Origin of the sequence: Monoglobus pectinilyticus, from assembly GCF_002874775.1 — a bacterium.
Classification (GTDB): Bacteria; Bacillota; Clostridia; order Monoglobales; family Monoglobaceae; genus Monoglobus; species Monoglobus pectinilyticus.
Map to the genome: position 1 here is coordinate 462,142 of NZ_CP020991.1, position 14,729 is coordinate 476,870.

The 14,729-nt window shown below is 37.5% G+C and carries 15 protein-coding genes; 3 read left to right on the forward strand and 12 right to left on the reverse strand.

The window, feature by feature from the left end:
* Position 1: 1 nt before the first annotated feature.
* From B9O19_RS02025 to B9O19_RS02060, 8 genes are all read right to left on the reverse strand, one after another.
* Positions 2-385 carry a hypothetical protein gene (locus B9O19_RS02025; RefSeq protein ID WP_102364880.1) on the reverse strand — a complete coding sequence of 128 codons (384 nt, stop codon included), beginning with the start codon at positions 383-385 and terminating at the stop codon, positions 2-4.
* Between the two features lie 47 nt (positions 386-432).
* The gene (hpt, locus tag B9O19_RS02030) at positions 433-975 is read right to left on the reverse strand and encodes a hypoxanthine phosphoribosyltransferase (RefSeq protein ID WP_102364881.1); all 543 of its coding nucleotides are present in this window, start codon (positions 973-975) and stop codon (positions 433-435) included.
* A complete protein-coding gene (gene tilS / locus B9O19_RS02035; RefSeq protein ID WP_158648887.1) occupies positions 956-2,437 on the reverse strand; it encodes a tRNA lysidine(34) synthetase TilS in 1,482 nt (493 codons plus the stop codon). The genes hpt and tilS overlap by 20 nt, the downstream gene beginning before the upstream one ends.
* The gene (gene dnaB / locus B9O19_RS02040; RefSeq protein ID WP_245862975.1) at positions 2,430-3,812 is read right to left on the reverse strand and encodes a replicative DNA helicase; all 1,383 of its coding nucleotides are present in this window, start codon (positions 3,810-3,812) and stop codon (positions 2,430-2,432) included. The genes tilS and dnaB overlap by 8 nt, the downstream gene beginning before the upstream one ends.
* A 45-nt stretch (positions 3,813-3,857) precedes the next feature.
* Positions 3,858-4,304, reverse strand: coding sequence for a 50S ribosomal protein L9 (gene rplI / locus B9O19_RS02045; RefSeq protein WP_102364883.1), 447 nt, complete (start codon positions 4,302-4,304; stop codon positions 3,858-3,860).
* A 64-nt stretch (positions 4,305-4,368) separates the two neighbouring features.
* Complete coding sequence (locus tag B9O19_RS02050; protein ID WP_158648888.1) at positions 4,369-6,402, reverse strand: DHH family phosphoesterase; 2,034 nt, start codon at positions 6,400-6,402, stop codon at positions 4,369-4,371.
* Positions 6,392-7,378, reverse strand: a complete 987-nt coding sequence (locus tag B9O19_RS02055) for a DUF2232 domain-containing protein (protein WP_102364885.1) — start codon at positions 7,376-7,378, stop codon at positions 6,392-6,394. Before B9O19_RS02055 ends, B9O19_RS02050 begins: the two co-directional genes overlap by 11 nt.
* Before the next feature lie 43 nt (positions 7,379-7,421).
* Positions 7,422-7,721, reverse strand: a complete 300-nt coding sequence (locus tag B9O19_RS02060; RefSeq protein ID WP_158648889.1) for a MazG-like family protein — start codon at positions 7,719-7,721, stop codon at positions 7,422-7,424.
* 143 nt (positions 7,722-7,864) lie between these two features.
* Between B9O19_RS02060 and B9O19_RS02065 the strand changes: the two genes are divergently transcribed.
* The 3 genes from B9O19_RS02065 (at position 7,865) to B9O19_RS02075 (ending at position 10,695) form a co-directional block, all read left to right on the forward strand.
* Positions 7,865-8,143 carry a FeoA family protein gene (locus B9O19_RS02065; RefSeq protein WP_158648890.1) on the forward strand — a complete coding sequence of 93 codons (279 nt, stop codon included), beginning with the start codon at positions 7,865-7,867 and terminating at the stop codon, positions 8,141-8,143.
* On the forward strand, positions 8,124-10,073 hold the full coding sequence (locus B9O19_RS02070; protein WP_102364888.1) for a ferrous iron transporter B: 1,950 nt from the start codon (positions 8,124-8,126) through the stop codon (positions 10,071-10,073). Before B9O19_RS02065 ends, B9O19_RS02070 begins: the two co-directional genes overlap by 20 nt.
* 151 nt (positions 10,074-10,224) lie before the next feature.
* A complete protein-coding gene (locus B9O19_RS02075) occupies positions 10,225-10,695 on the forward strand; it encodes an SCP2 sterol-binding domain-containing protein (RefSeq protein ID WP_179947307.1) in 471 nt (156 codons plus the stop codon).
* Positions 10,696-10,795: 100 nt separating this feature from the next.
* Here the strand turns inward: B9O19_RS02075 and B9O19_RS02080 are convergent, their stop codons facing one another.
* The 4 genes from B9O19_RS02080 to alaS all read right to left on the reverse strand — a co-directional run bounded on the left by B9O19_RS02080 (position 10,796) and on the right by alaS (position 14,717).
* Positions 10,796-11,053 (reverse strand): hypothetical protein, encoded by a 258-nt coding sequence (locus tag B9O19_RS02080; RefSeq protein ID WP_102364889.1) that lies wholly within the window; start codon positions 11,051-11,053, stop codon positions 10,796-10,798.
* A 191-nt stretch (positions 11,054-11,244) separates the two neighbouring features.
* A complete protein-coding gene (locus B9O19_RS02085) occupies positions 11,245-11,628 on the reverse strand; it encodes a DUF3783 domain-containing protein (RefSeq protein ID WP_102364890.1) in 384 nt (127 codons plus the stop codon).
* Positions 11,629-11,696: 68 nt separating this feature from the next.
* Entirely contained in the window at positions 11,697-12,041 is a 345-nt protein-coding gene (locus B9O19_RS02090; protein WP_102364891.1) for a histidine triad nucleotide-binding protein, read from the reverse strand.
* A 33-nt stretch (positions 12,042-12,074) separates the two neighbouring features.
* The gene (gene alaS, locus B9O19_RS02095) at positions 12,075-14,717 is read right to left on the reverse strand and encodes an alanine--tRNA ligase (RefSeq protein WP_102364892.1); all 2,643 of its coding nucleotides are present in this window, start codon (positions 14,715-14,717) and stop codon (positions 12,075-12,077) included.
* Positions 14,718-14,729: the final 12 nt, after the last annotated feature.

The window sequence follows — 14,729 nt, forward strand, 5'->3', positions numbered from 1 at the left end:
ATTACAAGGTTATATACCCTGAATTTTTCTTATGTTCTCTCTTCTTTTCTTCCGGCTGTACGTCCTGCTCCTCATTTTGCTCAGCATTATCACTGCAAGACACAATTTTATGCTTGCCGCAGCAGCCTGAGCCTGACAAACATTTTTTTGCAATGAAAATAGCAGCGGTTATTCCACCGATTATACCGGCAATAATCAATATTAATCCGATACTATTTTCAATAAAATCCTTTATTTTTGCTTTTTTGCGGCGGCGTTCAATCTTTTTCTTTTCTTGGCAATACTTGAACTTTGCCCGTTCCTTCGCGTCACCCAAAAAATCTGCGGTCTTTTTAACATAAGGTTCAGCAAAAGACACAGCTGAATACTCATTAAAATGTTTCATATTTATTCCTCCTGACTCTCTATTTCGGCTTCCTGCCGCCGATTATTTTAAACAGTTTCCTCTTCCACCACCGCAACATACGGCAGATTTCTGTATTTTTCCGCATAATCCAATCCGTATCCAACTATAAATTTATCAGGGATTGAACGGCCTATATAATCAGGTTCAAACTCAACAGAACGACGCTCCGGCTTATCGAACATTCCACACACCTTAAGACTTTTAGGACTCTTGCCCTTTAAATATCCAACCAGTTTCTTTAACGTTTTTCCGGTATCAACAATATCCTCGATTACCAAAACATCATTATTTGAAACATTAAATTCTTTAACCGATTCAAACTTAACTTCTCCGCAGCTTATATCCGAATCCCCATAACTGGACGCAGATATAAAATTCAAATCTATATCCGGAATTTTTAGTTTGCGTATTAAATCGGCAGTAAAAATTACAGACCCCTTTAAAACACAAATTAAAGTAAGGCTTTGACAATCCTTATAGTCACTGTTTATTTTATCCGCTAATTCTGAAACTATCCCGTCAATATCATTTTCTGTAAACATTATTTCTTTAATCTTCATATTTTTCATAATGTATCACCAATATATTTTTAGTAAAACGGGTCATTTTATATTTTTCATTAGCTCTTATTCCAAGTATGGCTAATATTTCTCCGTTCTCATTGCAAAACAGTGGAACGCTGTCTCTTTTTTCGCTCCGAATTTTCAAGTCAATGAATAAATTTTTCAATTTTTTACTTTTGCCGTTCTTATACACGGCAAATTTATCACCCGGACGCCTATTTCTAACATAAAACCGGCTTGTCGAAAACGTCTCAGTAACGCCTAACTTATCGGCGTCAAGTGCAATATCGCCGTCAGAGAGCTTCAGTGCGTTTGAATTCACTAAAATATAAGATATGTTTACCCCGGCATTTTTTATATTATATAACTTATTTGGAGTAACTTCAATACAAAAATCACCATTGTTAGAAGAATTTAAATCTTTTTGAGCATTTTCGACTTCTGAACAAAACTCAAGCCAGCCATAACGTTTAACAACTCTAAGCCCTCCCGGAAGGTTTACAGCTGCTCCGCCATTGTCACTCATTAAAGCCAGCACAGAATTTATATGCTTTTTCTCAAGAGAATAATCCTGCCCCATCTCATCTCTTGCGCAGGATATAATAAGTCTTGACAAAACTGCTCGGCTTTTTATAAGTTTCATAGAGTTAATATGTAGTGCTTTGAAATTTCCCCCGGGCATCGGAGACCTTAAGCGTTCATAAAGCCTTGAGACATATCCATCTATAAACTCTCCGTCATCATCAAGATTATTGGCCAGATTTGATAAACTGTCTATTATACTGGGATTAAAATCCTTCTCTATCATTGGTATTAACTTATGACGAATTCTATTCCTAGTATAATTGTCATCATTATTTGTGCTGTCGGTTTTATATTCTAAACCGGCTTCTGCACAATACTTTTCTATATCGGCTCTTGTGACGTCAAGAAGCGGTCTTATAACACCGTCTTCCCTTTTATATTTTATCCCTCTGAGCCCTGATAATCCGCTACCGCGGATTACTCTCATTAAGACGGTCTCCGCCTGGTCATTCTTGTTATGGGCAGTTGCTATATAATCTATATCATTCTCTTTACATATGCGCTTAAAAAAATTATATCTTGCTGCTCGTCCTGCTTCTTCTTCTGTCATACCATGCTCTAAAGCCATTTTGGGAATATCAGCATGTTCTGTAAAACACTCAACGCCAAACTCAGAACACAGCTTTTTAACATATTCCTCATCTCTATTTGCTTCGTCACCGCGTATCTGATGATTTAAATGAGCGGCATATATTTTAAAATTATTACTCGTTTTTATTTGATTCAAAACATGGAGAAGACATACAGAATCAGCACCGCCGGATACTGCAACAAGAATGGACGAACCGTTTTCAGCAAGACCGTGCACATTGATTGTATTTACAATTTTCTTTGTCACCGATGAAATAATCACAGGGACATCATCTGCAAAATTATTATTCACGCATACCGCTCCAGTTAGCAAATTTTGTATATTCTCCAAGCCACGATAAGAATTCGCTTCCGACTTCACCGTTTCTATGTTTATCAAATTTTATTTTTGTCTTATTTGGCTCTTCACAATCTTCATTATAGTATCCTTCACGATACAAAAATATTACCATATCAGCATCCTGCTCAATTGAACCGGATTCTCTCAAATCACTCAAAACCGGCTCCTTTACATCACGTTTCTCAACCGAACGGTTAAGCTGTGACAACGCAATAACAGGAATCCCCAAATCATTTGCCATAACCTTCAGAGTTCTTGAAATATCAGAAACTTCCTGCTGACGATTAACCCCGCTCATACCTGAACTCATAAGCTGGAGATAATCAATGATTACCAAGTCCAACCCCTTCTCAATTTTCATCTTTCTGCATTTGGCTCCTATTTCCGTAGCAGTAACACTTGAATTATCGTCAATATAAATTTTTGTGTCAGATAAAGCTGCCAAAGCTTCACCCAATTTCGGCCAGTCGTCATCTTTTAAATCACCGCGCTTTATGCGTTCGGCGCTAACCTTCGCCTGCGCTGAGAGCATACGGTTTGCAATCTGTATTCCCGGCATCTCCAAACTAAATATGGCAACAGCAGCTCTGTCCATTATAGCTGCATTCTGTGCTATATTCAGCGCGAGAGCCGACTTACCCATACCGGGACGTGCCGCAATCAAAATAAATTCAGCAGGGTGCAGTCCGGCAGTACGTCTGTCGAGGTCAACAAATCCCGTTGTCAAACCAGTCACACTCTCATTTGCATCTGAAAGCTTCTCAAGCTTTTCAATACTTTCATCAAGATAAACCGATATATGAGACAATCCCGTTGTATTACGGTTCTGGGTTATATTTATTATTCCCTGCTCTGCGCTTCCGATTATATCGTCAACATCGTCCTCCGAAGCGTAACAGCGCTTAGTTATAGCTTCTGAAACATTTATAAGCTTTCTAAGCTCTGATTTTTCACGCACAATATTGGAGTAGTGTCTGACGCTGTTCTCATCAGTAGACGGAACCAAATCCATAAGTTTAAATATAAAATCAAGACCACCGATTTTATCAATACTTCCCCGCATTTCCAGCTGTCTTTTTATTGTAACAAAATCTATAGGCTGACCCATGTTAAACAAATCGGTTAGAGTTTCAAAAAGTTCTCTATGTCTTTCAATATAAAAGTCACCTGAGGAAATAAGGCCGATGACATCAGGGATTCTATCTCTTGAAATTATCATCGCTCCTAAAACAGACTGTTCAGCTTCATCACTGAAAGGCATGCTTCTAAGCTCCGAAACAGAATTTTCTGAATCAACGTTATCCGAATAAATATTTAAGTCTTCCAACCCCTATTTCAACTCCTAACCTCTTAAATTCAATTCATAAAAAAATTATTCCTCTGTTACCTGGACTTTAAAAGTTCCCGTCACTCCATGATATAATGAAACATTGACGTCACGAGTACCGCATGTCTTTATTCCATCAGGGAGATCAATTTTTCTCTTATCCACCTCAATATTATACTGCTCTTTTAAAGCCTGCGCAACATCTTTAGACGTAATTGAGCCAAACAATTTTCCCTCCTTACCGCTCTTAGCCGTAAGCTTAACCGTAAACTCTTTCATTCTATCGGCAATGTTCTTGGCTTTTTCTTCTTCTTGATTACGTCTGTATTCTTCCGCTCCCTTTTTACCCTCAAGCTCATTTATAGCTTGTTTAGTGGCAACCTTAGCTAACCCCTTTTTTAACAAAAAATTATTTGCATATCCATCGCTAACATTAATCAAATCACCCTTTTTCCCCTGGGCTTTAACATCCTGCGTTAAAATCACTTTCATATTATCTATTCATGAACAATAAACTTGTCCATATCCTCCTTCCAAATTTATATATAATTAAAATTTATTCACGGTCGTCCAGCACATCATCTATCGCTTTTTGAAGCTGCTCTAATGCTATATCCATATCTTGGTTTGAAAGCTGCGCTCCGGCTATGGTTATATGTCCGCCGCCTCCCAGCCGTTCCAAAATCAGCTGAACATTAACGGTCTCCAAAGAACGCCCGCTAATAATTATCTTGTGACCAAGCCGGGCTATAACAAATGAAGCCTCTATACCTGATATATTTAAAAGTTCATCGGCCGCTTTTGCAACCAACACCTGCAAATCTTTGCCGGTATCTTCACAAACAGCAACAGCTATATTATCTCGGTATATTTTTGCACTGCTGATAACCTTAGACAATCTTACAGAATCCCTTATATCAGTTTTAAACAACCTTCTGATATTAACCGGGTCAACGCCCATTCTTCTCAAATACGCAGCCGCTTCAAATGTTCTGACTCCGGTTTTAAAGGTAAATCCTTTAGTGTCAAGAAATATTCCTGCATACAGCGCCTCAGCTTCCTTTAAACCAATTTTAGGATTATCCTGAATATACTGTAGAATTTCTGTTACCATTTCACATGCTGAAGACGCATACGGCTCATGATATGTGAGCACAGCATTGTCAATAAAATCTTCAGAACGGCGATGATGGTCAATAAGAACTATTGACTTTGAGGCTGACAAAACCTCTTCAAATTCAACCATGCTGCGCCTGTGCGTATCAACTACAATTACAAGTGTTTGCTTATCCATTAAGGTCAGCGCTTTATCACCTGTTATAATATTATTCATATATTTAGGATCATTAGTAAAATTATTCAAAAGCAATTTTGCGTTAGTATTGTTTTTTCTCATAACAATATAGGTGTCTACGCCGCGGCTTTTTATCGCCTGATAAAGTCCAATAGAAGCGCCTAAACAGTCCATATCACCATTTTTGTGACCCATTATCATAACGCATGAACACTGGTCGATGGCTTCACGCAAAGCATGTGCCATAACCCTCGCTTTAACCTTAGTGCTTTTTTCAACCTCCCGGCTTTTGGCTCCGTAAAACTTATAGGCGATTGGTGATTTTACAACTACCTGGTCTCCGCCTCTGCCGAGAGCCATCTCCAAAGCAAGATTAGCCATCTTATTGTTTTCATCTAAAGTTTCTCCGCCTCTGCCTGTTCCAATACTGAGAGTCACCGGAATTTTATTCTCAAGATTTATATTTCTAACGTCGTTTAATACATTATACTTTTCTTTTTCTATAATATCATTATATTCCTTATTATGAAAAAAGACTAGGAACTTTTCTCTTTCATATCTCCTGGATACACCATTGGCATTTGAAACCCATGCGTTAACACACCTCTCAATCTCTCCAAGCAAAGCTCCATGATTTGAATTCGGAGTCTCTTTAAGAACCTCGTCATAATTATCTATAACAACAAGACACTGAACGCACTGCTTATCGTCAAAATCCTGCTTTAATTCCATAAAATCTGTAATATCCACAAAATATAAGCCTGCCAATGTATCGGAAATCAAGTCTGAATGGACAGCTCTGCCATTTATTAAATATGTTCTTCCATTAAATTCAAATTCATCTACTACATTTACCTGACTCTCAAGATATCTGTTTATGGAAAGATTATTGAATAAATCCTGAATATACTCTCCATAATGCGACTCTCTGCCAATCATATCAAGAAAATTATCATTACTCCATTTTATTTCTCCCTCTGAGTTTATAACTACCATAGGATGAACAAATGTTTTGACCGCTGTCTGTGTGACTGCGTCAACACAAAAAGAGTAACTCTGCATATAATGATAAAACCGTTTCTTCCTGGATTTTAAAGTTACGACTCCATACACAAGCAGCGCAATGGAAAATAAAATTTCCACAAATCCAAAGGCTGACATATCATTTCCAGGTTTATTATTGAATAATATAGTAAATAAACCAAAGAGGAAAACAACAATACAGCTGACAACAGTGTTAAAAAAACCGGATCTGATTTCAGAAATAGTATAATCTTTTGACTTATTAACTTTCACTGTCATCACCAGCCTTTTTCAACATTCTAATATCTATGTTTGCATCAAGCATACCCGCAAACATTAAAATATAGAAAATTATTGAGATAAAGAAATATCCCAAAATAAGAATCAGCAAATATATCCCAAACCTTGAATAACCGCTTCTGAACTTTTTCCGCAAAGAAAAATCCACCAGCGATAAACCGTCAATAACAAGGACAAATGATAAAACCGCAACAACGTTTTTTAGAGCTAATGTATATATCGAACTGTCATTTGACATAAATGACACAATCATTAAAAGAACAGTCACTACGCTCAAACTCTTAGGAACTTTTATCATATAGAACCTAACATACTCGTAATTCTTCACTCTAAATCTTTTCATAAAAAAAATACAAAGAGAAGTTATAATATAACCCATTACTGAAGCCGCAACCACAAGTATTGTCGGGAAATAAGTTAATATTATTTCTTTAGTTTGTTTTAACGCCTCGCTGACTATATTTCCCATATCTGCAGAATTTTCAACAGATGAAATATACGTGTTCATAGCGCCCTGAACGGAATTAATCGTCTCGTCAAGCATTCCGGCAATTCCGTTTTCTCCGCCTGCCATAACGTTAAGAATCATGACATCTAAGACAAGACCAAATAAAACAGCAGCTATGCCGGACGCCAGCGTCACATAGTATCTGCAGTTATGCGACATACAATAACCGATTACTAATCCCGGAAGCAAAGTAATCAGTCCTGATAACGGACCTGAAATTATATCACCGGTCACAATAAAAATAAGCAGCAATGACGCAATAAATGAAGCGGCAGATATATATACGCCTTGCCGTATCATCAAATATGCGAGAGGTATACCGCAGACAAACATTGCCAGCGTTCTGAAAACAGGAACATAAATCCCCATAAACATCAATAAAACAGTGAGCGCAGCAACTATTGCCCCCTCACAAACCGCTCTTGCGGTAACTTTTTTCATATTCAGACCTTCTTGTAATTAAAGATTGTATAAAACAAATATATCAAAGAGACTTAAGAAGTTTAGACAAATCTCCATAACGTCTCTCAATAAAATGTTCACTATCAATCTCAGATTTTAGTTTCTGCTTCATAACGTCATTTATATCATCAAAATCAACACCCAATCTAAACGCCAATACATATGCGACGTTTAAAAGGCATGCAGTATCCTCGGTGAGATTTGTAAGAGTTTCACAATCTGTCTCCGCTGAAATATCACCAAATAAATCTGTTACTTTTTGAAGAAGCTCTACTTTAAGCAATTCTACTGTTTTAATATTATTCGCTATATCAATTTCCAAACCAATCACCCTCATTTGACTACAAAAATAACAATGTAACTTATTTTACCAAACTTTTGCCCTTATTTCAAGTACTTTTCAAAATAAATATGTGACAAAAAGAAATTAGCACGCATAGTATGATTGTAGAAAAGGGTGATAATATGAGTGAAAATAGTGAATATCAAATTTTTCCACTAAATAAACTGGTTCCGGGCGAGACAGCTATAATAGTAAAAATTGATTCTGAAATAAAAGAACATAAAAACCATCTAATCAATTTAGGCTTTATGCCCGGTGAAAAAATAACTCCGGTTTTTAAGTCCCCGCTGGGAGATCCGATTGCATATATCATTGGCAGAAGTATTCGCATTGCTCTTCGTGAGAGGGAGGCAAAAAAAATATTTGTGACAGGAGATTTATATGAAACTGAAATGGTTTAAATCCGGAAACGGAGAAAAAAATGCGGCTAAGCTTACTCTTTACCTTCTAGGCAATCCTAACGTAGGAAAAAGCACAGTTTTTAACGCTTTGACCGGACTAAAACAGCACACAGGCAATTGGTCCGGGAAAACAGTAGACGCCGCATTCGGAAAATATACATATAACAATATCGAACACAAAATAATAGACCTGCCCGGAACACATGCTGTCAACTCCTGTTTTTCAGAAGAAGAAGTTACAGGAACAGAAATTATGCTGGGCTCAAAAGATTCACAGGAATCAGTCTGCCGCTCAACCACTATTATAATCGGAGACGGAACCAGTCTTGAAAGAAGTATCGGGCTTGCTCTGGATTATTTAGAAAAGTGCGGAAACAACGCTATATTTTGTGTAAATCTTTGTGATATTGCGAAAAAAAAGGGTATAGAAATAAATTTTGAAAAACTTCAGAAAACACTTGGAATTCCCGTTATCGGGATATCTGCTAAGAAAAAATCTGACATCAATTCACTAAAAACATTAATAGATGATTTTATGCTGAATCCAAAAAATATTAAAATAAAATCCGGGTTAGACGGAGACGCCGTTAACTTCAAAAATGACTGTTCTTCTTCAATCTCCGGACGTATGCAAACAGCAAAAAAGATTATGAATGAGTGTGTTAAATATACAAAAGACCAAAATGAAAAAAACTTTGAATATAAATTCGATAAAATTCTGACCTCAAAAAGATACGGTATACCAATAATGATTCTGTGTCTTGGATTCATTTTATGGCTAACAATATGCGGAGCAAATTATCCATCGGACCTTTTAGCAAAACTATTTGGGTTTTTAAAACCATATGTTGAGGGCTTTTTTGTTTATTTACACTTCCCCCAATTCCTGATTGGAATTTTGTGTGACGGTGTATACGAAACTGTAACTTGGATAATCGCGGTTATGCTGCCTCCGATGGCAATTTTCTTTCCTCTTTTTACATTGCTGGAAGATTTCGGATTTCTGCCGCGTATTGCTTTTAATCTTGACAAATGCTATGCACGAACTAACATGAGCGGGAAACAATGCCTTACACAATGCATGGGGCTTGGATGCAACTGTGTCGGAGTTGTAGGCGCTCGTATAATGCCAAACGAAACTCAGAGAACTGTGGCAATACTAACAAACAGTCTTATGCCATGCAATGGTCGCTTCGCTCTGTTGATTGCAATGTCAACCATTTTTATCGGCGGCTCCATGGCCGTTCAGGTATCCGGAGTAATACCTATGCTATGCGTTTTGTTTCTTATTTGTCTTTCGGTTGTTGTTACCTGGTGCGTTTCATATTGTCTTACAAAAACAATATACAAAAATGACAATGAAATTTTTGCACTGGAACTTCCAGAATACCGCAAACCGGAAATTGCAAAGACGCTGATAATCTCGCTTGTAAACCGAACTGCCAAAATTGTCGGCAGAGCTTTATTGGTATCAGCTCCGACAGGCGCACTGGTCTGGCTTATGGCAAATATACAAATTGACGGCATAACATTACTCAGCTACGCTTCAAACGCCCTTGACCCATTCGGAAGATTTTTAGGAGTTGACGGCTTCATAATATTGGCCTTTATACTATCTCTGCCTGCAAACGAAATAACTCTGCCCATACTTGTTATGGGATATTTAGCGACAGGTTCAATGACAGAAATAAGCGATATGGAAACCTTAAAAAATATTCTTACCGCAAACGGCTGGACAATTGTTACCGCAATTAATATGATGCTTCTTACATTATATCATTCACCATGTATAACAACACTGCTCACAATATATAGTGAAACCAAAAGTTTAAAAACCGTTGCTTTATCAATAGTGATTCCATGCGTCGTAGGTATTCTGCTGTGTCTTTTAGTAAAATACGGATTCGCCATAATAAGCCTTTTTATGTAAATTCTATGATAAAAATTACCGAAATAAAACAAAGTTAGCCTATTCATTAGTGTAAAATGTAAAAAATTGCTTTCCAAACATTGACAGAAGAAATTCGTTAGGGTATACTCTTTATAGAAAAGATTTATATTCAAAGGATAGGTGATTTTAAATGACTTTTGACCAGGCAGTTGAAAAGGTTCAAGGCATTATGAAAGACGCAAATGTAAATGATATGGACAGCGTTGCTATTCAGATTCATTTTACTAATAAGGACTGCGAGGGAACAATGTACATTTCTACAAAAAACGGTCAGATTGACGTTCAAGGCTACGACTATAAAGACTGCGACGCTGCAATAGAATTAATGTATGGCGACCTTACAAAGATTTTAACCGGCAGACTCAATGCTGCTACAGCTATTGAAAAAGGAACTGTTACTGTTACAGGAAATGCTGACGCTCTTTCAGCTATATCTTCATGTGCTAAAAAGCCTGCAGTTAAAAAAGCCGCTGCTAAGAAAACAACTGCTAAAAAGGCTGCATCTACTGAACCGGCTGCTAAAAAAGCAACTATATCTGCCGCAAAACCGGCTGCAGCAAAAACAACTTCAAAGACTACAGCAAAAAAGACGACTAAATAGATTATTACTTAAAATAAAGACCATCCTGCGGCGAACTTATTGTTCGTTATCACAGGGTGGTCTTTTTAATCAGCAATAGCTAATCATCAAGTTAAAAGTCTTAATTATTTTTCAGCTTTATTAATCTTACGCTTTCACTTAAAGAAGTAAAATCCTTAGATTTAGAATTGTTTGCACAGGTGCTTTGGATTTCTTGAACTTCATCACAGTCGTATTCTGAAATAATCAAAGCAATATCCCTTTTCATCTTATCAATTCTGCTCATTGTTCCATTTCTTAAATCATTGGATTCACGCTTTACTTCTTCAATATTACCAACGCTCTTATTAACAAAACTTCTTACAACAGCTGAATTCATTACCGACACTCCTAACCTGACTAACCTTAAATATTAACAGTTAATAAATACAATATCAATCTTCAGAAATCATTCAGAAAACCTTTTGTAACACTTTTGTAATATTATAGCAGGTTATGGAGTAAATGTCAATAACTTTTTTACACTTTTTTCTGCAAACTTTCGGCAGAATACTTCTTTTAAAATATCTTTTATATATTCTTGCCGGAGATAGCCTTTCTTTCAGCATCTATCTCATGAATCAACTTTATAAAACTCCAGCGGCGGTTTGTATCTGTAAGCATAGCCTTAGCAGATATACTTATTTTATTTTTCTTCATAAAATTCAACACCTTATCAAGATCGCTTTTACTTAAACCGCATAATAACATAAACTCAAAATCAATATCATTTGAATATAGAACTGCCGGCTCTTTCTCATTTGCATATTCCTCAGGCCAGGCAATATATTCAACTTTGTCTCCAAGAGAACCGTTATCAACTAACTTAACCTTTATACCCATTAGTCCCAATACAGGTTTCATTCTGTTATATTTTTCTTCTTTAACATTATACAATAGAATTATTGGTTTCAAATTTATCACTTCCTCTAAAAATATTTTTATTAAACAAAAAGGGTATCAAAAAGATACCCTTTTATTTTTTAACCCGGAGGCCACTGTAGAGAACGGCCTGCTAAAACATGAAAATGCAAATGCCCAACCGTTTGTCCTCCATCTTCGCCGCAGTTATTGACTATTCTATACCCTGCTTTATCAAAGCCCTTTTCCTTTGCAACTTTTGAGATTGCAGTAAAAATCTTGCCGATAATTTCAGCGTTATTATCATCAAGCTCATTAGCGGAACCAATATGCTGTTTCGGTATAAAAATTATATGCGTCGGGGCTTTTGGGTCAATATCTAAAAATGAATACACATATTCGTCTTCATAAACCTTATTTGACGGCACGTCCCCCGCCGCTATTTTACAAAACAAACAATCATCCATAATTATCTGTCCTCACTTTCATAAATAAATATATTATTTATTTTTCTCCTGATGTTTTTTCAGGATATCAGAAACATTTTTCATAACTTCCTCTGTTTTTTCCGGCTTCTTGCCGCCAGCCTGAGCACTGTCCGGCTTTCCGCCGCCTCCGCCGCCTAATTGTTTAGCAATTTCAGAAATCACCGCACCCGCATTAGCGCCCTTATCTATCGCTTCTTTTGAAGCCATAGAAATAAGATTAACTTTCTCGCCAATCTTGGAAGCAAGAACTACAAAAGCGTTAGGGATTTTATTCTTAATATTATCACCTATTTCACGCATTGTGTTCATATCAATATTATCGTCAAGAATTTTTGTTACTACCTTAACTCCGCCTATATCCTCAGTATTTCCCAAAATATCATCAACGCTGTTTTTAGCAAGCTTGCTCTTTAAGCTGTCTATCTCATGTCTTGCATCCTTAAGTTCCGCAACTATGCCTTCAGCCCTGTTAAGCAGATCTGACGGGTTAGTTTTCAAAACGCTGGAAACATCATCAATAAGCTTACTCTTCTCACGCATCTGAAGAATAACATTATAGCCTGTCACTCCTTCAATACGTCTGACGCCGGCTGAAACTCCGGTTTCGCTTAGTATTTTCATTAGCCCGAGCTTTCCGGTATTTTCTACATGACAGCCGCCGCACAATTCAGTGCTGAAATCACCCATTTTTACCACACGAACCCTGCTGCCATACTTCTCACTAAACAGCGCCATAGCCCCCATCGACTTAGCTGTGGCAACATCCTCCTCAAAACATTCAACAGGAATAGCTTCCATTATCTTTTTATTAACTAACATTCCCACTTTTAGTATCTCATCCTCAGTCAAAGGCTGATAATGTGAAAAATCGAATCTAAACCTATATTCATCAACATATGAGCCTGCCTGTGCGACATGTTTTCCCAGCACTTCTCTGAGCGCCGCCTGAACAAGATGAACAGCAGAGTGATTTCTCTTTATGGACTGCCGTCTCTCTTTATCTACAAGCGTAGTAACTTTATCACCAACTTTAACAACGCCGTTTTCTACCTTACATATATGAAGGAATTTTCCGTTACTCTTTTTGGTGTCAATAACTTTAAGAGACGCGTCATCGCTTTCAATTATTCCGGTATCGCCGACCTGACCGCCGCTTTCAGCATAAAAAGTAGATCTATCCAAAACTAAAGTAACTTCTTCTCCTGCCTCGGCTTCTTCTACTCTTTCAGAACCCTTTGCGATTGCCAAAACATTTGAAGTGCCTTTCAGTTTCGCATACCCATCAAAAACAGTAGAGCCTTCGACATCTATAAATATATCATTTTCCCATGCCGCATCATCCATATTTCCGCGGGCAACTTTTGACTTTATCCTCTGTTCGTTGAGCAAATCATCAAACAGTTTTGTTGCAACAACAAATCCATTTTCACCCATGATTTCTTTTGTTAAATCTATAGGGAATCCATAAGTATCATATAACTTAAACGCCTTTTCACCGTCAAGTTCCTTAGTTCCGCTCTGTTTCATCTCTTCCATATATTGATTGAGTATAAGTATTCCCTGGTCGATAGTCTCATCAAATCTTGCCTCCTCGCTCTTTATAACACTTTCTATATAAGCGAAGTTCTGGTCAAGTTCGGGATAAGCGGTCATAGACTCATCAGCAACAACACGAGCAAGTTTGTATAAAAACATTTCGTTTATACCCAACATTTTTCCATGACGGGCAGCGCGTCTCAGCAACCTGCGAAGAACGTAACCCCTGCCTTCATTGGACGGCAAAACTCCGTCAGCTGTCATAAACACAGTGCTTCTTATATGGTCGGTTATAACCCTTAAAGAAGTATCAATCTGATTGTCCTCACCATACTTAACACCGGCAATCTCGGCTGCTGCATTAAGAACTTTTCTAATTGTGTCAACCTCAAAAATTGAAGTTGTCCCCTGCATAATACAAGCTATTCTCTCAAGTCCCATTCCGGTATCAATATTAGGGTGATCTAATTTATTATATGTTCCATTCTCGTCTTTATCAAACTGAGTAAACACCAAATTCCAGAACTCCACAAATCTGTCACAATCACAGCCTACTGCACAATCAGGACTGCCGCAGCCATACTCTTCGCCCCTGTCATAATAAAGCTCTGAACATGGACCGCATGGACCTGTGCCGATTTCCCAGAAGTTGTCATCTTTACCTAAATACACTATTCTATCTTTTGAAACGCCAACGTGGTTTGTCCAAATATCAGCAGCCTCGTAATCATCATTATAAACACTGACCCAAATCCTGTCTTTTGGCATTTCCAAAACTTCAGTAGCAAACTCCCACGCCCACTTTGTGGCGTCCATCTTAAAATAATCACCGAAAGAGAAGTTGCCCAGCATTTCGAAAAATGTGCCGTGTCTCGCAGTTTGACCAACCTGTTCAATATCAGGAGTTCTGATACATTTTTGGCACGTGGTCACTCTTTTTGCCGGCGGAACTTCCTTACCGGTGAAATATGGTTTAAGCGGCGCCATACCGGCATTTATCAAAAGCAAACTTGAATCATTCTGCGGAACCAACGGAAATGACGGCAGCCTTAAATGACCCTTGCTTTCAAAAAAAGAAAGGAACTTTTCTCTAATTTCATTTAATCCTAATTTCTGCATCTCAATACCTCT